At 62.3% G+C, this 18,862-nt stretch carries 18 protein-coding genes; 11 read left to right on the forward strand and 7 right to left on the reverse strand.

Features of this window, described 5'->3' with window-relative positions; genetic code table 11:
* Nucleotide 1 precedes the first annotated feature (1 nt).
* The 3 genes from OKW41_RS06095 (at nucleotide 2) to OKW41_RS06105 (ending at nucleotide 2,918) form a co-directional block, all read left to right on the forward strand.
* A complete protein-coding gene (locus OKW41_RS06095; RefSeq protein WP_429445457.1) occupies nucleotides 2–1,168 on the forward strand; it encodes a serine hydrolase domain-containing protein in 1,167 nt (388 codons plus the stop codon).
* Between the two features lie 8 nt (nucleotides 1,169–1,176).
* Nucleotides 1,177–2,034, forward strand: coding sequence for an FAS1-like dehydratase domain-containing protein (locus OKW41_RS06100; RefSeq protein WP_429573356.1), 858 nt, complete (start codon nucleotides 1,177–1,179; stop codon nucleotides 2,032–2,034).
* Between the two features lie 62 nt (nucleotides 2,035–2,096).
* Nucleotides 2,097–2,918, forward strand: a complete 822-nt coding sequence (locus OKW41_RS06105) for an HpcH/HpaI aldolase/citrate lyase family protein (protein WP_429571873.1) — start codon at nucleotides 2,097–2,099, stop codon at nucleotides 2,916–2,918.
* A gap of 74 nt (nucleotides 2,919–2,992) precedes the next feature.
* Here OKW41_RS06105 and OKW41_RS06110 read toward each other — a convergent pair whose 3' ends face one another.
* Nucleotides 2,993–3,898: an SDR family NAD(P)-dependent oxidoreductase gene (locus OKW41_RS06110; protein ID WP_429571874.1), complete on the reverse strand. Its 906-nt coding sequence runs from the start codon at nucleotides 3,896–3,898 to the stop codon at nucleotides 2,993–2,995.
* Between the two features lie 152 nt (nucleotides 3,899–4,050).
* Between OKW41_RS06110 and OKW41_RS06115 the strand changes: the two genes are divergently transcribed.
* Together OKW41_RS06115 and OKW41_RS06120 are read left to right on the forward strand one after the other, a co-directional pair.
* Complete coding sequence (locus OKW41_RS06115; protein WP_429571875.1) at nucleotides 4,051–5,253, forward strand: cytochrome P450; 1,203 nt, start codon at nucleotides 4,051–4,053, stop codon at nucleotides 5,251–5,253.
* A gap of 33 nt (nucleotides 5,254–5,286) precedes the next feature.
* Nucleotides 5,287–5,457 (forward strand): rubredoxin, encoded by a 171-nt coding sequence (locus OKW41_RS06120; RefSeq protein ID WP_429445465.1) that lies wholly within the window; start codon nucleotides 5,287–5,289, stop codon nucleotides 5,455–5,457.
* Nucleotides 5,458–5,504: 47 nt separating this feature from the next.
* Here the strand turns inward: OKW41_RS06120 and OKW41_RS06125 are convergent, their stop codons facing one another.
* From OKW41_RS06125 to OKW41_RS06145, 5 genes are all read right to left on the reverse strand, one after another.
* The gene (locus tag OKW41_RS06125; RefSeq protein ID WP_090808853.1) at nucleotides 5,505–6,701 is read right to left on the reverse strand and encodes an acetyl-CoA C-acetyltransferase; all 1,197 of its coding nucleotides are present in this window, start codon (nucleotides 6,699–6,701) and stop codon (nucleotides 5,505–5,507) included.
* A gap of 49 nt (nucleotides 6,702–6,750) precedes the next feature.
* Nucleotides 6,751–8,043 carry an acetyl-CoA hydrolase/transferase family protein gene (locus OKW41_RS06130; RefSeq protein WP_429571876.1) on the reverse strand — a complete coding sequence of 431 codons (1,293 nt, stop codon included), beginning with the start codon at nucleotides 8,041–8,043 and terminating at the stop codon, nucleotides 6,751–6,753.
* A 13-nt stretch (nucleotides 8,044–8,056) separates the two neighbouring features.
* Nucleotides 8,057–9,244, reverse strand: coding sequence for a CaiB/BaiF CoA transferase family protein (locus tag OKW41_RS06135; protein WP_429571877.1), 1,188 nt, complete (start codon nucleotides 9,242–9,244; stop codon nucleotides 8,057–8,059).
* Nucleotides 9,241–10,227 (reverse strand): NAD(P)H-dependent flavin oxidoreductase, encoded by a 987-nt coding sequence (locus tag OKW41_RS06140; protein WP_429571878.1) that lies wholly within the window; start codon nucleotides 10,225–10,227, stop codon nucleotides 9,241–9,243. The genes OKW41_RS06135 and OKW41_RS06140 overlap by 4 nt, the downstream gene beginning before the upstream one ends.
* A gap of 107 nt (nucleotides 10,228–10,334) precedes the next feature.
* Nucleotides 10,335–11,111, reverse strand: coding sequence for an enoyl-CoA hydratase (locus OKW41_RS06145; protein WP_429445470.1), 777 nt, complete (start codon nucleotides 11,109–11,111; stop codon nucleotides 10,335–10,337).
* A 218-nt stretch (nucleotides 11,112–11,329) separates the two neighbouring features.
* On the opposite strand from OKW41_RS06145, the gene OKW41_RS06150 reads away from it, so the two are divergent.
* The 5 genes from OKW41_RS06150 to OKW41_RS06170 all read left to right on the forward strand — a co-directional run bounded on the left by OKW41_RS06150 (nucleotide 11,330) and on the right by OKW41_RS06170 (nucleotide 16,487).
* The gene (locus OKW41_RS06150) at nucleotides 11,330–12,124 is read left to right on the forward strand and encodes a crotonase/enoyl-CoA hydratase family protein (protein ID WP_429573357.1); all 795 of its coding nucleotides are present in this window, start codon (nucleotides 11,330–11,332) and stop codon (nucleotides 12,122–12,124) included.
* A gap of 48 nt (nucleotides 12,125–12,172) precedes the next feature.
* On the forward strand, nucleotides 12,173–13,414 hold the full coding sequence (locus tag OKW41_RS06155; RefSeq protein WP_429571879.1) for a CaiB/BaiF CoA transferase family protein: 1,242 nt from the start codon (nucleotides 12,173–12,175) through the stop codon (nucleotides 13,412–13,414).
* A gap of 128 nt (nucleotides 13,415–13,542) precedes the next feature.
* Complete coding sequence (locus OKW41_RS06160) at nucleotides 13,543–14,694, forward strand: Re/Si-specific NAD(P)(+) transhydrogenase subunit alpha (protein ID WP_429571880.1); 1,152 nt, start codon at nucleotides 13,543–13,545, stop codon at nucleotides 14,692–14,694.
* Between the two features lie 17 nt (nucleotides 14,695–14,711).
* Nucleotides 14,712–15,032 carry an NAD(P) transhydrogenase subunit alpha gene (locus tag OKW41_RS06165; protein ID WP_018436118.1) on the forward strand — a complete coding sequence of 107 codons (321 nt, stop codon included), beginning with the start codon at nucleotides 14,712–14,714 and terminating at the stop codon, nucleotides 15,030–15,032.
* Nucleotides 15,033–16,487, forward strand: a complete 1,455-nt coding sequence (locus OKW41_RS06170) for an NAD(P)(+) transhydrogenase (Re/Si-specific) subunit beta (RefSeq protein ID WP_429571881.1) — start codon at nucleotides 15,033–15,035, stop codon at nucleotides 16,485–16,487. It begins immediately after the preceding gene.
* A gap of 468 nt (nucleotides 16,488–16,955) precedes the next feature.
* On the opposite strand, the gene OKW41_RS06175 is transcribed toward OKW41_RS06170, so the two are convergent.
* Nucleotides 16,956–17,720, reverse strand: a complete 765-nt coding sequence (locus OKW41_RS06175; protein WP_429571882.1) for an SDR family NAD(P)-dependent oxidoreductase — start codon at nucleotides 17,718–17,720, stop codon at nucleotides 16,956–16,958.
* Between the two features lie 247 nt (nucleotides 17,721–17,967).
* Here OKW41_RS06175 and OKW41_RS06180 point away from each other — a divergent pair, with 247 nt between their 5' ends.
* Complete coding sequence (locus OKW41_RS06180) at nucleotides 17,968–18,762, forward strand: IclR family transcriptional regulator (RefSeq protein WP_429445482.1); 795 nt, start codon at nucleotides 17,968–17,970, stop codon at nucleotides 18,760–18,762.
* The last annotated feature ends 100 nt before the right edge of the window (nucleotides 18,763–18,862 follow it).

The following is an 18,862-nucleotide window of genomic DNA, read 5'->3' on the forward strand; positions in this document are numbered from 1 at the left end:
TATGACCTTGGTAGTGCAAGCATCAACGGAGCGCAACGCGATCGTTCAGCAGGCGCTCGACCGCGCCACACGGGAAGGCGGTGAGATCGGCGTGCAGGTGGCGGCCTATCTGAACGGCAAGCTCATGATCGACGCATGGAGCGGCGTGGCCGATCCGTCCACCGGCCGTCTGGTCGACGGCGAAACGCTGTTCAATGTGTATTCGGTGACGAAGGCGGTTGCTGCAACCGCGTTGCATATCCTGGCCGACCGCGGGCTCATCGAATACGACGCGCCGGTAATGCGCTACTGGCCAGAGTACGGTGCCCGCGGCAAGCAGAAAACGACGGTGCGCGATGTGCTGACTCATCGCGCGTGTGTGCCGCAAATGCCCGAAGGCGTCACGCCGGAGCTGATGTGTGACTGGCAGTGGATGACCAGCGCCATTGCCAACCTTGAGCCGCTTGCGGAGCCGGGGACGAAGACGCTGTACCTCTCGATGACGTTCGGCTGGATCGTTGGCGAGCTGGTGCGGCGCGCCGATCCGAAGAAGCGCTCGCTGGGCCGTTTTGTCCGCGAGGAGATTGCAATGCCACTCGGCATCGACGATCTGTGGATCGGCATTCCCGACGAAGTCGAGCCGCGCATCGCACGTCTCACCGATGCAATGGTGCCGGTTCCCGCGGAATACCTGCCGCCGCTGTTCCTGCGCTCGATGCCGCAACAGGTCGCATTGGCGCCACAAGTGTTCGAGCGCCCGGACGTGCGGCGCGCGGAAGTCGCGGGCGTTGGCGGGATCTTCAACGCGCGCAGCGAGGCGCGCTTCTGGGCAATGCTGGCATGCGGCGGCGAGTTGAACGGCGTGAGGATCCTCTCCAAGGAGCTCGTCGCCACGCTGAACACGCCACGCGCCAATAGCGAGGAGCCCGACCCGGTGATGTTCGGCTTTCCGATTCCAATCACGATCGGTGGCTTCTGGTTCGGCGGCAACCATCCGCCGGTGACGGCGGCACGTTCACCGCGCGCTTTGTGCCATCCGGGGCAGGGCAATTCGATCGGCTGGGCGGACCCGGATACCGGGCTCGCCGTCGCGATCTGCCACAACAAGCTGTTCAACCCGACCACGCCGGAAGAAGATCCGCTGCTTCCGATCGCTGCGGCAATTCGCGACGCACTGGATCTGAAGTGATTGGCACGATGCGCATGGATATCGAGTATCTGCAGCAATGGACTGGGCGCACTGAGGAAGTGCAGGACCAGGTCACCTCCACGCCGATGGCGGCCCTCAGCGCCATGCTTGACCACGATGACGCGCCTTCAGCACGTGGCGATGACTTGCCGCCGTTGTGGCACTGGCTTTATTTTCTGCCGGTTCATCGCCAGTCGATGGTGGGGACGGACGGTCATCCGAAACGCGGCGGCTTTCTGCCGCCAGTCGATTTGCCTCGCCGCATGTGGGCGGGCAGTCAACTCGAGTTTCTACGGCCGCTGAAAGCGGGTAGCGCGATCACGCGTCTTTCATGCATCGAGAGTGTTGCGCACAAGCATGGACGTACCGGCGATCTCGTGTTCGTGAAGGTCAAGCACGAGGTCAGCGACGCTGCTGGCCTTGCCATCGTCGAACGCCAGGATATCGTGTATCGCGGTCATCCGGCTGCCAGCGAAAAGCCTGCAGCACTACAGGCCGCGACCATGGGCGCTCAATGGACACGCGAGGTCAATCCCGATCCGGTGCTGCTGTTTCGCTACTCAGCGCTTACGTTGAATGGTCATCGCATTCACTACGACCGGCCTTACGCGATCGGCGCAGAGGGGTACGAGGGACTCGTCGTGCATGGCCCGCTGCTCGCCACGCTTCTGATGGACTCGCTCGGATCGGAGCTGCCGGGCGCGCGCGTCGGAGCGTTTTCGTTCCGCGCGATCAAACCGGTGGTGGACACTTCGCCTTTCTATGTTTGCGGAAAGCAACACGAATCGGACCAAAGCAAGGTGAGCTTGTGGATCGCCGGCAGCGACGGATCGTTGCGCATGGAAGCCACGGCTGTTCTGATCTGATCGTCGAGCCGGTCCGCTGGCGGGGTCGCCGTAGCCGGACCGGACGCTGGATGGGAGACTTTATGCGTTCGTTTCTTTTTGTGCCGGGCAGCAAGCCTGAACGATTCGCCAAGGCGCTCGCGGCAGGCGCGGATGCGGTGATCGTGGACCTCGAGGACGCTGTTGCAGATGCGGACAAAGCGTCGGCGCGTGCATATGTTGCCGACGCGGTACGTACATTTTTGGCATCGACGGTTCGGGTACTTTTGCGCATCAATGGCGCGGGGACGCAGTGGTTCCAGCGGGACCTCTCGCTCGCAGCGTTCGATGGTATCGATGGCGTGGTGTTGCCCAAGGCAGAGAATCCGGCTGCTTTGACCGCTGTCGCGGCGGCAACGGCGAAACCCATATTGCCGATCATCGAATCTGCCGAGGGCGTCTGGAATGCACTGGACGTGGCGCGCACGCCCGGCGTCGAGCGACTGATATTCGGCTCGGTTGACTTCGAACTCGATCTGGATTGTGACGGTTCATGGGACGCGTTGCTGCTCGCGCGTTCGCGTATCGTGCTGGCCTCCCGCGTAGCGGGCATTCAGTCTCCAGTGGATGGTGTTAGCGTGGCAATCGATGACGAACGACTGCTCGCGCACGACTCGTCGAAGGCGCGATCGCTGGGCTTTGGCGGGAAGCTGTGCATTCATCCGCGCCAGGTTGCAGCGGTCAATGCGGCGTTCAGCCCGAGCGCGAATGAAATTGCCAAGGCGCGGCGAATCGTCGACGCGTATGAGCGGGCAGAAGGCGGGGCGGTGTCCATAGATGGACGGATGGTGGACTTGCCGGTATTGCTCAAGGCAAGACGCATCGTTGGCATGTCTGAAAGCGTGCGAGGTTCAGAGGAAGGGTAAGTGGTGTGGCGGGTGAGCGCCGCACCGCCCGCGCCACCACCGCATCATGTGGCGCGGTCGTGACACGGTATCGCTTACACCGGATCCCAGGGCGTGAGCGCCATGGACGGCACGTTCGGGAAGAAGCTCGATTCGAACGCCGGCATGACCTGCTCGGCAATCGCTTCGGGCGTCCAGCCGCCGTCGCGATGCAGCGAGCGGATCATGCGGATCTGGTTGAAGAAGTAGATCTCGTTGGCGCGCACGCCGAAGATCTGACCCGAAACCTTTGCGGCCTGGTCGGACGCAAGGTAGACCGCGAGCGGCGCGATCTTGCGCGATTCCATGCGCTTGAGAATTTCGACGCGTGCTTTTTGCTCAGGCGTCTCCGAGGGGATCGAGGCCGTCATCGCGGTCCATGCCCACGGCGCGATGCAGTTCGAGCGCACGTTGAATTTCGCCATGTCGAGGGCAATCGACTTCGACAGACCGACGACCCCCATTTTGGCGGCGGAGTAGTTGGCCTGTCCGATGTTGCCGATCAGACCCGAGGTGGAGGTCATGTGAACGAAGCTGCCGCCGTTTTGTGCCTTGAAATGCGGAGCCGCCGCGCGTGCCACGAAAAACGACCCGTTCAGATGCACGTCGACTACGGCCTTCCACTCGTCGAGGCTCATGTTGAAGAACATGCGGTCACGCACGATGCCGGCGTTGTTGACCACACAGTCGATGCGGCCGAACGTGTCCAGCGCGGCCTGCACGATCTTCTGCGCGGAATCCCATTCAGCGACGCTATCCGTCGAGGCAAGCGCTTGCCCGCCGGCCTCCTTGATTTCTTCGACGACGCGCTCTGCGGCGAACTGGCCGGATTCGGCGTTGCGACCAAGGTCGTTGACGATGACCTTTGCGCCGTTCGCCGCGAATTGCAACGCAAAATCGCGCCCGATGCCGGCACCCGCACCCGTTACCACTACCACCTTGTCCTTGACGAAATCGCTCACTCTTGTCTCCGTTCGATAAGCGTTGATGTAAAAAAGCTCGCTTCGGTATAATATCAAAACTGAACGGCGTTGCATAATATGAACGCTGGCACGTTGATGCAAAGTGTGACGATTCATCCATTCGAAGACGACCAAATGATAGGAGACGCGAGATGAACCCTACGAAAGACTGGACCGTGCCGGACCATGTTCCGCGAGAACTCGTGGTCGATTTCGACTATATGAATCCGCCCGGTGCGCAAGACGACGTCCATCTGGCGTGGAAGAGGCTGCATGCCGGGCCCGATATCGTCTGGTCTCCGTACCATGGCGGCCACTGGATCGCCACGCGCGGCGAAGACATCGAGGCGATGCAGAAGGACCACACCCATTTTTCGCATCGCAGTGTCAACATCCCGCCGCTCAACGAAACGCAGCTCGTGCCGCTCGAGCTTGACCCGCCCGAACATACCGCGTACCGCAACCTGATCACGCCCGCTTTCCTGCCGCAAGCTATCTCCTCGCTGGAAAGCGACGTGCGCAGCCTCGCAATCGAGCTGATCGAAAAAATCGCTCCACGAGGCGAATGCGAGTTCGTCTCGGAGTTCTCGAAGATCCTGCCGATCGTGATTTTCCTGCGTCTTGCCGATCTTCCGTTGAGCGATCGAGGACAATTGCTCGAATGGGCGGAATGGGCCGTGCGCGGCAACTTCGAGCAGCGCAACGAATCCCAGCACCGGCTGATTGGCTATATCTCCACCTGGGTGGAGAAGCGCAAGGCAGAGGCGGGCGGCGATCTCGTCAGCCTCATCGCCAACGCGCAGATCGACGGCAAGCCGATCAGCCCCGAGCGCATGTTTGGGATGTTTATCGTCGTGCTGTTCGGAGGCCTCGATACCGTCGCGTCGATGATGGGTTTCATCGCGCGCTTTCTGGCGGAGAATCCGGCGCACCGGAGGCAGCTGATCGAGAATCCCGATCTGATGGTGTCGTCGGTCGATGAGATGATTCGTCGCTTTGGCGTGGCGAACACCGCGCGGCTCATCACGCAGGACATGGAATACAAGGGCATCCAGTTCAGGAAGGGCGACCAGATCCAGCTGCCGAACTCCCTGTTTGGCCTCGACGACCGCAAGTTCAGCGATCCGCTCGCCGTCGACCTGACGCGCAAGCCAGTGCTGCACGCAGCGTTCGGCAACGGCCCGCATCGCTGCCCGGGGTCGTTCCTTGCGCGTACGGAGATCAAGGTTTTCCTCCAGGAGTGGCTCAAACGCATTCCCGATTTTCGCATTCGCGAGGGCGACAAGCCCCGATGCGGCTCGGGCTCCGTCAACGGCATGCTCTATCTGCCGCTCGTCTGGGACGTAGCGCCCTGAAGTATTCCCACCCTCAACGACTCATCGACGATCATGAAAAAGTGGCAATGCATTTTTTGCGGTTTTTACTACGACGAAGCAACGGGACTTCCCGCGGAGGGCATCGCGCCTGGCACTCGCTGGGAAGACATCCCCGATGACTGGGCATGCCCCGAGTGCGGTGCGACCAAGGCCGACTTCGTGATGTTCGAAGTGGAGGCCTGAGCGCGGGCGCGCGCACGGCGCAAGGCCGTGCGCTTCATCGCTCAGGATCAGGCGCGCTCGAACACGGCGGCAATACCCTGGCCACCGCCAATGCACATGGTCTCGAGTGCATAACGTCCTTTCCGGCGCGTCAACTCGTGCAACAGCGTTGTCATGATGCGCACGCCCGTTGCGCCAATCGGGTGGCCCAGCGATATGCCAGAGCCGTTCACGTTGAGCCGGTCGGTATCGTGCCAGTTCCAGCCTTTGAGGACTGCCAGCACCTGACACGCGAATGCTTCGTTTACTTCGACAAGATCCATCTGCTCGAGCGTAAGCCCGATGCGCGTCATCAGCTTCCGCACTGCGGGCACGGGCCCAATGCCCATGCGTGATGGCTCGCATCCGGCTGCGGCCCAGCCGGTCAGCCAGGCCATGGGTTCGAGTCCGAGCGCTTCGAGGCGGTCTTCCGCGACGACGAGGCAGGCGGCAGCGGCATCGTTTTGCTGGCTGGAGTTGCCTGCGGTGACTGTGCCGCCCGGCATCAACGCGCGAAGCTTGCCGAGGCTTTCCATGCTGGCGTCGGCGCGGAATCCTTCATCTTTGGAAAACAGAAGCGGCTGGCCTTTTTTCTGAGGAACGCTGACCGCCACGACCTCTTCGGCCATATGGCCGGACTCCCATGCGGCGGCCGCGCGCTGATGGCTGCGCAGCGCGAACTCGTCGGCGGCTTCGCGGCTGATGCCATAGTCGGTGGCCAGATTTTCCGCGGTCTCGATCATGCCGGAGATAAAGCCGAAGCGCGATTCCGGCTGTGAGCGCTCGCGGCCCCGCGCGAGCCGGTCGTGAAACTGGACGGAGCCCGACCGGGCGCCCCAGCGCATGTCCGTGCTGTAGTACTCGATATTGCTCATACTTTCCACGCCGCCGGCCAACACCACGTCGGCGGCGCCGGTCTGCACCATCATCGCGGCGGTGACGAGCGCCTGCAGGCCGCCGCCGCAACGTCGGTCAAGCTGCATGCCCGGCACCTCCACGGGCAGGCCCGCCTGCAGCGCAATCCAGCGGCCCACGCAAGGTGTTTCGCTGTTGGCGTACGATTGCGCGAAGACGACGTCGTCGATGCGAGCGGGATCGAGTCCTGCGCGCCGGATCGTTTCATTCGCAACGAGCGCGCCGAGATCTTCGACGCAAACGCCGCGCAGGCTACCGCCAAAGGTGCCGACGGGCGTTCGTACAGGGGAGACAATTGCCGCGCGTTTCATCGGACGTTTCCTTGCAAAGTTTGAAAGTTCTGATTCGGCCGGGTTGCAATCAGCCGACGAGCGTCGCGCTTCTTAAGCGATTGGAAGGCGGGACGCCCGCCATCTGATCGAGAGCGCTGCGATGGTCCGGATGGGCGATTGCCAGCATGCGTTCGCGCCTTTGGCGCAGCGTCAGGCCGCGCAGATCGGCCACGCCGTATTCGGTCACCACGATGGCGGCGTCGCTGCGCGGCGTGCTGACCGGTCCGTTCAACGACGCGACGATGCGGGTCGCGCCCTTGCCCGCGGTGGACGGCAATGCGATGACAGGAACGCCGCCACGCGAGCGCCGCGCGCCGCGCAGGAAATCCAGTGCGCCGCCCACCGCGCCCACATACACGCCACCGGCAATTTCGGCGTTGATCTGGCCACTCAGATCGACCTCGACCGCCGAATTGATGGCGACGAAGCGGTCGATGCTTGCGAGCACGTTCGGATCGTGCGTGTAGCGGGTCGAACGAAACTGCACCGCGTCGTTTCGATGCGCGAACTCGTGTATGCGGCGGCCCCCCATCATCACGCCAGCAATGGTCTTGCCCGTGTCGATGGTCTTGCGCACATTGTTGATCACGCCGCTTTCCATCAGATCGGCGACTTTGTCGCCGATCGTGCCGGAATGGATGCCAAGGTCTCGCCGATCGCCGAGGCAAGCGAGGATCGCTTCTGGAATCGCGCCGAGGCCGAGTTGAATGGTGGCGCCGTCTTCGATCAAACCGGCCGTGTGCTGTGCAATCGCCAGCTCCGTCGGGCTGACTGCGCTGGGCGAACTCTCGGGCAAAGCGCGCGACGTCGGGACAATGAAGTCGATGTCGTCGTCGTGAAGATATCGCTCGCCGTAAGTCCAGGGTGCCTGTTCGTTGACTTCCGCAATGATGACGCGCGCGCGCTCGAGCGCCGGGATCAGATACTCATGCGCGACGGACAAGCTGTAGCGGCCGTGCGCGTCGGGTGGCGCCAACTGCAGTAGCAGGACGTCGATCGATAGCTGACCCAACTCCATCATCTCTGGCAACTGCGAATAATGGCAGGGCAGGATATCAAGCGCGCCAGCCTTGGCCAGTGCGCGGTTGGAGCCGCTCCCGCAGTACGAAACGAAATCGATGCAGTCCGCGTGCTCAGGCCGGCACGTGTCGTAGTTGCCGGCGCCGAGAAAGACCCGGAACGCGCCGATGCTGTGCCGCTGCTGAAGTAGAGTGCGCGTGAGCGCAAGGGGCTCGGCGTTCGATTGGCCCCATGCGACGGTATCGCCGGGGCGGATGATGGACGCGAAATCGACGGCGTCCGCCTCTAGCTGTAAGGGCATGGTGTTGTTTGCGTCAGGTGGCGGGTTGCGCAAGGGCCTGGGCTTCGTCGTGCTGCCCACGTACTGCGCCTGTCGCGACGAGTTCCGCAATCCGTTCGTCGCTGTAGCCGATGCTCCGCAGCACGAGTTCTGTGTGCTCGCCAAGGTGTGGAACGGCGAGCGGTGGCGACCCAGGCTCCAAACGGAAGTGAATCGGGCTTGCAACGTGGTTGCGTCCGGACGGATCCCTCTGGACCATCCCGCGCTCGTGCGCATGCGGATGGTCGAGCGCTTCGGCGAGCGAGAGCACCGGCGCCACACTGATGTTTCGGCCTTCGAACCAGCAGAGCCATTCATCGAGTGTGCGAGTCAGGAAGATTTGCGTCAGGAACGCCCGGACGCGTATCTGGCCTTCACCGGCTGGGCCGATCGCGTCGGCGACGAGATCCGGACGGCCGAGTGGTGTAAGCAGGTTGGCTGCGAAGCTGTGTTCCCGGCCGCCAACACAGAGCCACTTCGAATCGGCGGTCTCATAGGTGTCGAGCAACGCGAGCCCGCTGTCGCCTTCAGTCGGCCCTCGCAATTGGCTGTCAGGCGCGTTGAGCAAGCGGCCACTCAGATACGGCTGCGATGTGAGCGCCGCATCGAAAAGCGCCATGTCGATGTAGTCGCCGCGCCCCGTTTCCCGCGCGCGCAGCAGCGCCATCAACACGGCGGACAACGCCGTCAATGAACCGGCCAGCGCGGCGAGCGACGGTCCCGTGGCAATTGGGATTCCCCGGCCATCGCGCGGCAGCGTGCCTGCAAGCGATTGAACTACCGGATCGTGTGCGGGCAAATGAGAGAGCGGGCCGGTTTGGCCGAATGCGGTAATCGCACAATAAACGACTCCCGGGTTCGTCCGGCTGATCGTGTCGTAGTCGATGCCAAGCCGAGCGGCCACGCCCGGCCTCGACGATTCGATCACGACGTCGGCCTCGTTCATCAGCTTGAGCGCGACCTCGCGTGCGTCCGGATGTTTCAGATCGAGCGCGATGCTGCGCTTGCCGCGGTTGATCGCGGCGAAGAACGCGCCGTCGGTGCCGGGTGCGCCGCGGGTGGGGTCGCCGGTGACCGGTTCGATCTTGACGACGTGCGCGCCGTGCTCGGCGAGGTTGGCGGCGAGGAACGGACCCGGCATGAACTGCGACAGGTCCACGACGCGAAGGCCGGTCAGTTTCATGCCAGAGCAGCGCTGAAGCCGAGCTGGCGTTGCGCAATCGCGGCGGCTTCCTTCACGATGCGACCGATCAATTCCGCACAGGTCGGCAGGTCGTGAATGAGGCCGGTCACGATACCGGCGGGGAAGGCGCCGCCTTCCACTTCTCCTGTCACGAATGCGTCCATCCAGCGCTGTGCTCCGGTCAGCGCGTAGAGGTCCGAGCGCGTCACGTTGCCGGCGCGCTCGAGTTCGAGCGCGGCGAGACTCACGCTGTTCCTGACCACCCGGCTTGAATCGCCGATCGAGCGGCCAACCAGCACCGTATCGCGCTCGCTCGCTTCCAGCAGCCGTTGCTTGATCGCAGGGTGGACGGGGGACTCCTGCGTGAGCATGAATCGGGTTCCCATGTTGATGCCGTCCGCGCCGAGCGCGAGAGCCGCCATCAGCCCGCGCCCATCGGCAAAGCCGCCAGACGCGAGAATCGGCACCTTCAGCTTGTCGGCGGCGGCGGGAATCAGGATCAGTCCAGGGATGTCGTCTTCGCCAGGGTGCCCCGCGCATTCGAACCCGTCGATGCTGACGGCGTCCGCGCCGAGCGATTCGGCCTTCACCGCGTGGCGAACCGTCACACACTTGTGCACGACCTTGACGCCCTGCGCCTTGAACTCGGCGATGTATTTCGCCGGATTGCTGCCTGCTGTCTCGACGACCTGGACGCCTTGAGACACGATCGTGCGCACATACCCGTCATAGTCGAGACCGACATTGGCGCCGAGAACGGTCAGGTTGACTCCAAAGGGCTTGTCGGTGAGCGAACGCACCCTGTCGATTTCGCGCGCGAGTGCATCGGCGCTTGCATGGGTGTGCGCGGAGATGAAGCCGAGACCGCCCGCATTGGCCACGGCCGCCGCCAGTTCGGCTCGCGCCACCCAGCGCATGCCGCCTTGAATGATGGGATATTGAATGCCGAGTAATTCAGTAATGCGATTGACATACGGTTTCATCGCGCGCCTGTAGCCTGGATAGGAAGTATGGGTGCCAGAGAAATGCGCGTGACGCGCGTGACCTGGCGGGCTCTGTTCGCCACGACAGCGTGGCGCTTTTTAGCAATTCAACAATCGCGAAACTGGGGTTTGCGCTTTTCGGCGAAGGCTGCCATGCCTTCCTTTCGATCTTCTGTGGCGAAGGTCGAATACGCCATACGCCGCTCGAACAGGATGCCTTCTGCCAGGCTCGATTCGTAGGCGCGGTTGACGCACTCTTTGGCCATCGCTACGACTGGTTGCGAGTATCGCGCGATCTCATCGGCCGTTTTCAGCGCTTCCTCGACGAGCGTGTCGGCGGGCACGATGCGGCTCACGAGGCCGCATCGTTCGGCTTCAATGGCGTCCATCCTGCGGCCGGTGAGGATCATTTCCATCGCCTTCGATTTGCCGAGCGCGCGCGTAAGGCGCTGCGTGCCGCCAGCGCCGGGAATGGTCGCGAGCGTGATTTCGGGCAGGGCGAAACGGGCGTTGTCGGCGGCGAGAATGAAGTCGCACATCATGGCCAGTTCGCAGCCTCCGCCTAACGCAAGACCCGCGACCGCGGCGATGACCGGCTTGCGACAACGCGACGTGCGTTCCCAGTTCGACGTGATGAACTGATTGTTGTACACGTCCATGTACGTCCATTCGTTCATCATCTTGATGTCGGCGCCGGCGGCGAACGCCTTTTCGCTACCGGTCATCACGATGGCGCCGATGGCGGGGTCGGCGTCGAGGTCGTCGAGTGCCGCCGTCAGCTCGTCCATCAGCTGGTTGTTCAGCGCGTTGTAGGCTTGCGGACGGTGCAACTTGATCAAGCCGGTTTTCCCGTGCGTTTCGACGATGATCGTCTCGTAGGCCATGGTTCTTCCTTGAACGAATGAGGGTGAACACCTAGGCCCGGATGGGGCCTGCTCGCCGATGATTTGCGTGTCTGCGGTGCGCCGCTCGGCAGCGTCAGAGCGTATCGTGCGTTGCCAATTTTGTGAACGACGTTTATGATTCTGAATGTGCGACCCAGCTTTGTCAATTGAGCGCGGGGTCAGAATTGCTAACGGAAAACACCGCGAGGAGACACTGCATGACCACTCGTCACGAGGACGGACAGATTCGCGTTGAGCAGCGTGGGAACCTGCTCTTGATGGGCATTGACCGGCCGGAAAAGCGCAATGGTTTCACGCCGAAAATGTTCAGCGAGCTTGCCATGGCTTACACGCAACTCGAGAAGAGCGGCGATATTTTTTGCGGGCTGGTATACGCCGAAGGCGATCACTTTACGGCAGGGCTCGACATGCCAAAGGTCGCGCCGTTGCGCCGCGAAGGGAAACCGCTGCTTCCTGAAGGCGAGGTCGATCCGTTCAACTTGCGCGCGCCGCTGCGTACCAAGCCGGTCGTCATTGCGCTGAAGGGAATCTGCTTCACGGTCGCGGTCGAATTGATGCTTGCATCGGAAGTGGCTGTTGCGGCCGACAACTGCCGTTTCTCCCAGCTTGAAGTCAAGCGGGGAATCATGGCAGGTTGTGGTGCGACGTTCCGCATGGTGCAGCGAGCCGGCTGGGGCAACGCAATGAAGGTACTGCTTACCGGCGACGAATTCACCGCAGACGAGGCGCGGCACATGAACTTCGTGCAGGATGTCGTGCCTGCGGGGCAGGAGTTCGACCGGGCGCTCGCGATCGCCGAGCGAATCGCAGCGCAGGCACCGCTAGCCGTGCAGGCCACGATGCAGAACGCGCGCGTTTCGCTGGGACAAGGCTGGCAGGATGCTTACGCGACGATTCAGTCGACCCAGCAGTTTCTCTACAACACTGAAGACGCGAAGGAAGGCGTTCAGTCCTTCATCGAAAAACGTACGGCGAAGTTCGTCGGACGCTGATGCAAGGCTTCCGGCGCAGCCGGCGTGAATTCAAGGGGATCGTTTGCTATGACAAAAGGCGCGTTGGCGGGTGTTCGCGTACTCGACCTGAGCCGTATTCTCGCGGGGCCTTGGGGGGCTCAGATGCTGGCGGATCTCGGCGCGGAGGTCATCAAGGTCGAGCGTCCGGGCAAGGGCGACGATTCGCGGCAATTCGGCCCCCCGTTCCTGATGGATCGGGAGGGAAAGGCCACGCGCGAGTCGACGTTTTTTATCAGCGCGAACCGAGGCAAGAAGTCGATCACGTGCGATATCTCCACGGCCGAAGGCCAGGCGCTGATCCGCTCGTTGGCGGCGCACTGCGACGTGTTGCTCGAGAACTATAAGGTTGGCGACCTCAAGCGTTACGGGCTCGACTACGACAGCCTCAAGCTGGTCAATCCGCACCTGATCTACTGTTCGATAACCGGATTCGGTCAGACCGGACCGTATAGCCCGCGCCCCGGCTACGACTCGATTTTCCAGGCGATGGGTGGCCTGATGAGCGTGACCGGAAACGGCGACGACGTGCCGGGCGGCGGGCCAATGAAAACCGGGCCCAGTCTTGCGGACATCCTGTGTGGTCAGTACGCCGCTTCGGCGATCATCGCAGCGCTTTATCATCGCGACGCGGCGCAAGGCGGCACCGGGCAGGGACAGTACATCGACCTTGCATTGCTGGACGCGATGATTGCTGCCACATCGCACTATGCAAGCCAGTATCTCGTTTCCGGCCAGATTCCCGTCCGGCGCGGTACCGAGGGTAACGGTGGTATGCCGTCCCGCATGTTCCGCTGCGCCGATCGCGACATCATGATCGTGGCGGGCAACAACGAGCAATACGCGCGATTGTGTAACGTTCTGGGGCACCCCGAGCTCGCTAGCGATCCACGATTCAGCGAGATTGCGCTGCGCGTGAAGAATCGTCGCGCGCTGGGCGAAGTATTCGAGCCGCTGATCCTTCAATGGCGGAGCGATGAACTACTCGCAGCACTCGACGCCGCCGGGGTGCCGGCCGGACCGATCAACAATCTGGAGCAGGTGTTCGCAGATCCGCATGTGCAGGCACGCGCGATGTGCGTCGAAGTTGCGCACCCGCTCACGGATAAGGCGGTTCGGATGGTCGCCAACCCGGTCAAGATGTCGGGCACGCCTATCGATTCGTACGGGGCGCCGCCGATGCTCGGACAACATACGGACGACGTGCTGCGTAATGTGCTGAGTATGTCGCAGTCGGATATCGATATCCTGCGCGAAAAGAAAATTCTATAGAAAGGGCAAAGCCTGCGACGCGCAACCTGGCTGGACGCGCTTTTCGTTCGACGGTTGAATGATTGCCGCATCCCGTAGCGGCCTCGTCGGTATTTTCGTATCACGCTTATGTAATCAGAGGTTCTTTGATGCACATCGGAATACCCGCGGAAACGCGGGCGAACGAAAGCCGTGTGGCCGCGACGCCCGAGACAGTCAAGAAATACGTCGCCCAGGGCCACAGGGTGACGATCCAGGCCGGCGCGGGCGCCGGCGCGAGCTATCCCGACGACGCGTACACCGCCGTGGGCGCGCAACTCGCCAATGCGGCTGAAGCCTTTGGCACGGAGCTCGTGCTCAAGGTTCAGTCGCCAACGATGAGCGAATTGCCGCTCATGAAACGCGGCGCGGTGCTCGTCGGCATGCTCGACCCCTTTAATGCGGAGAACGCCGTCAGACTAGCCGAAGCGGGCGTGACTGCGTTCGCGCTAGAGGCCGCGCCGCGCACCACGCGCGCGCAGAGCCTCGATGTGCTGTCCTCGCAGGCCAACATCGCCGGTTACAAGGCGGTGCTCGTGGCCGCGAACCTCTATCCGCGCTTCATGCCGATGCTGATGACCGCCGCCGGCACCGTGAAGGCCGCGCGTATGCTGATTCTTGGCGCGGGCGTGGCGGGCCTGCAGGCCATCGCCACGGCGCGGCGCCTGGGCGCGGTGATCGAAGCTTCCGATGTCCGCCCTGCGGTCAAGGAGCAGATCGAGTCGCTCGGCGGGAAATTTCTCGACGTGCCCTACGAAAGCGATGAGGAACGCGAGGCAGCCAAAGGCGTGGGCGGCTACGCTCGCCCGATGCCGCCATCGTGGCTCGCGCGCCAGTCGGCGCTGGTGCACGAGCGCGCGAAGCAGGCCGACATCGTCATCTCGACCGCGCTGATTCCGGGCCGCGACGCGCCGACGCTGCTGCCTTCCGAAACCGTGCAGGCGATGAAGCCTGGCTCGGTCGTGATCGACCTCGCGGCAGGACGCGGTCCGGTCGCCGAGCAGGCCACGGGCCGGCGCGGCGGCAACTGCCCGCTCAGCGAGGCCGACAAGGTTGTGACGCATCATGGGGTGCAGATCTGCGGCTACACGAACCTTGCCTCGATGGTCGCCGCCGACGCTTCCGCGCTCTACGCGCGCAATCTATTCGACTTCCTGAAGCTGATCGTCACGAAGGAAGGCACGCTGAACATCGATCTCGCGGACGACATCGTCGCGGCCACGCTGCTGGCCCGCGATGGCCAGGTCACGCGCAAGGCATGACGAGGAGAAAAACAGGAATGGAAGTCATCAACCATACGGTGATCAACCTGATCATTTTCGTGCTGGCCGTGTACGTGGGCTATCACGTGGTCTGGAATGTCACGCCGGCGCTGCATACACCGCTGATGGCCGTGACCAATGCGATCTCGGCGATCGTGATCGTCGGTGCGATGCTCGCCACGGGCCTGACCGTGGGCGGCGCGGGCAAGTTCTTCGGCACGTTCGCCGTGCTGCTCGCGGCCGTCAACGTGTTCGGCGGTTTCCTGGTCACCCGGCGGATGCTGGAGATGTTCCGCAAGAAGGAGCCGAAGAAGCTCACCGGCAAGGAGGGCGCGTAAATGAGCCTGAACGTCGTTACGCTGCTTTATCTGGTCGCGTCGGTCTGCTTCATCCAGGCGCTCAAGGGGCTATCGAATCCGAAGAGCGCGCGCGCCGGCAACGTGTTCGGCATGGTCGGCATGGTTATCGCCATTCTCACCACCCTCATGCTGATCGTGAAAGAGTCCGGTCAGTTTGGCTCGAACCTCGGGCTTGGACTTGCGTTACTGTTCGCGGCGCTCGTGGTCGGCGGCGGTCTGGGCGCCTATGTCGCCGCGCGCGTCGAGATGACGAAGATGCCCGAACTCGTCGCGGCCATGCATTCGCTGATCGGTCTTGCCGCGGTGTGCATTGCGTACGCGGTAGTTTCCGAGCCCGCGGCGTTCGGGCTCGTTGCAGCAGACGCGCCGTATCCGGGCTTCCTGCCGTACGGCAACCGTATCGAGCTGTTCATCGGCACTTTCGTGGGGGCGATCACGTTCAGCGGTTCGGTGATCGCGTTCGGCAAGCTCTCCGGCAAGTACAGGTTCCGCCTGTTTCAGGGCGCGCCGGTGGTCTACCCCGGCCAGCACTTGATCAATCTGATGCTCGCGCTCGGCATGATCGGCTTCGGCATCCTGTTCTTCCTCACGCAGTCGTGGCCGCCGTTCATCATCATGACGCTGATCGCGTTCGCGCTGGGCGTGCTGATCATCATCCCGATCGGCGGCGCGGACATGCCGGTGGTCGTCTCGATGCTGAACTCGTACTCGGGCTGGGCGGCGGCGGGCATCGGCTTCTCGCTGAACAACGCCATGCTGATCATTGCGGGCTCGCTCGTGGGCTCTTCCGGCGCGATTCTGTCGTACATCATGTGCCACGCGATGAACCGCTCGTTCTTCAACGTGATCCTCGGCGGCTTCGGCAACGAGCCGGGCGCGGCCGCGGCGGCTGGTGGACAGGAGCAGCGTCCGGTGAAGCCGGGTTCGGCCGATGATGCCGCGTTCATGCTCGGCAATGCGGAAACGGTCGTGATCGTGCCGGGCTACGGGCTGGCGGTGGCGCGCGCGCAGCATGCTTTGAAAGAGCTGACGGACAAACTGGTCGAAAGGGGCGTGGACGTGCGTTATGCAATTCACCCCGTGGCCGGCCGCATGCCGGGCCACATGAACGTGCTGCTCGCCGAGGCTGAAGTGCCGTACGACATGGTCTACGAGATGGAGGACATCAACAGCGAGTTCGGCCAGACCGACGTGGTGCTGGTGCTCGGCGCGAACGACGTGGTGAATCCGGCCGCGAAGAACGATCCGAAGTCGCCGATCGCGGGCATGCCGATCATCGAGGCGTACAAGGCGCGCACCGTGATCGTCAACAAGCGCTCGATGGCGGCGGGCTACGCCGGGCTCGACAACGACCTGTTCTACATGGACAAGACGATGATGGTGTTCGGCGACGCGAAGAAGGTGATCGAGGAGATGGTGAAAAGTTGCAGCTAAGGGGAGTCATGACGACTGAGAGAAGCAACAGCCGTATCGTATGTACAGACCACGTAGAAGTGGGGTGTATCCACTCCGGTAGGGACGCCCCGAATATCTCGCGTCCGCATCAACGTTCGGACACGCCCGTGCGCAGCGGAAAGTCACCTCATTGGGCTTGGGCGAACTGCCGCAGCGAGTTCGACTGGATGGACGTCCACTTGCCGTTCTTCACGTCGGAATGGTTTTAAGAAATTTCTCAACAGACGCGATCGAGTCCCAAAGGTAACGGCGAAAAAACGCCTTGGCTCGGTATCCCGTAGCCAAGGCCAAACTCCACACGCTCTCGCGAAGTGTGTGAGAGGAGAAACAACTGATCGCTCTTCAAGCTTCGTGGTACGCGCCCGGCGGGAAGCTCACTCCTCGGATCGAGGCTCGCGATAATGCAACTGGACGTTTCATATATTGCACCGTGTTCAAAAAGACGCACTAAAGCATTGACTGTCCGCCGTCCACGCTGATAGTCTGCCCGGTTATGAAATTAGCGTCGTCACTACATAGAAATGCAACTGTTCGTCCAATATCGCGCTGAGGATCGCCGAAGCGGCCAAGCGCAATTTCAGAGAGATAGCGAGTGCGTTCCTGAGGATTGGCTTCGAGGTAGGCTTCGGCGGCAGGCGTGAGCGCTGCCGGGCAAATGACGTTGACGGTAATGCCGTAGACGCCCCATTCGCGCGCGGCAACACGCGAGAGCCCACGAATGCCCTCCTTGGTTGCGGCGTACGCGCCGAATCCCTTGAGGCCTTCGATGCCGGTGCGCGAGCCGAAGTTGATGATGGCGCCGCGGCCCTGCGACTTCATCCGCGGCAATGCGGCCTGCATGAAATACAGCGTGCCGTACAAGCCCGATTCGAGCGTGTTGCTCCAGTCATCGTCGGTAACGGACTCGAGCGGCACCCCCGGGCTGCTGCTTTGTGCATTGTTGATGAGTGCGTCCACACGTCCGAATCGCTCGACGGCAAGCTCGACTGTCCGCACGGCGTCGGCACGATTGCGCGTATCACCGGGCACGACCAGCACTTGCGAACCGAGGGCGCTCAATTCCTCAGCGGCCCGCGTGAGTTTGGCCTCCGTGCGACCAGTGAGGACCAGATTCGCCCCCTCGGTGGCAAGCGCAAGGGCGATGCCGAGTCCTACGCCTTGCCCGCCTCCGGTCACGATGGCGACCTTTTCTGCCAGTTTTTTCGTGTACATGAGTAAATCCAGAAGTGAAGGTTGATGTTGCTGTTCGACACGCGAGCGTATTGCGTAAATGGTCTGGAAGACGATACTTCTTCATTCCAGATTTTCGAACGACGTTCAAATATATCGCAAGCTGTGTGAGAGAGCGCCCTGGCGTATTCCCGAATTCGGGGGTGCAAAGATGTGCCAAACTACGATCGATGTAAAACTATGTGAATAGTTCCCGTATAATCGATACGGTCAATTCATGGGGAAAATCATGTTGAAAGAGACCTCAGCGCCGGCGGATCGGGACGTGAGCGGGCCACGCTCGCTGACCCGACTCCTCGGAATTTTCGATGTGCTGGCGAAGTCTCCGGACGGGATGTCGCTAGCAGAACTGAATGTCGCTCTCGAGTCACCGAAGAGCAGCCTGCTCAATCTGCTGCGACCTCTGGTGGCGGAAGGGTACTTGATGCACGACGTAGGCCGCTATCGCCTGGGGCCGTCGATCTTCCGGTTGTCGGCGGGCGTGATGGCCTCGTGGAATTTTTCGAAGGTGCTGCACCCATTCCTGGTGGATCTCTCGAAGAGCACCAATGAAACCGTGTATGTCGGTGTCCTTGACGCCGAACACAAAGAGATCACCTATGTCGACGTGATCGAGAGCGAGCAATCGGTGCGCTATTCAATGCACATCGGCTTGCGTCGCCCGCTCTACTGCACGGCTGCGGGCCGCGTGCTGCTGGCCCATGCACCGGACGCTTTCGTTACCGACTACATGAAGACGGTCAAATTCGAGCGCCGCACGCCGCAAACGATCGCAACGAAGAAGGCGTTGCGTGACGAACTCGATCACATCCTCGAAAGCGGCCTGTCGGTGAGTCGCGGTGAACTACTGCCGGATTCGGCCGGCGTGTCGTCGCCGATCTTCGGGCCGAATGGCAAGGTCATCGCGGCGATGGCAATTGGTGCGCCGCTCGAACGCTTCGACCGCGAACGTCACCGGCTCGAAGAGAACATGATCAGAGTCGCACAGCGGGCGTCTGCGTTGGGTCAGGCAGAAGAGGAGTGACTCGCCAGTCGGTCGGCGGCGCAGTGAAGCGGGTGCTTCAATGCGCCGCGGTCGCGGTGCGGTCGAAGAAGCGTTGCACCCGCGCGCAACGGATCGGTCG

Source organism: Paraburkholderia sp. UCT70 (assembly GCF_050434085.1).
In the GTDB taxonomy this organism is placed as follows: Bacteria; Pseudomonadota; Gammaproteobacteria; order Burkholderiales; family Burkholderiaceae; genus Paraburkholderia; species Paraburkholderia tuberum.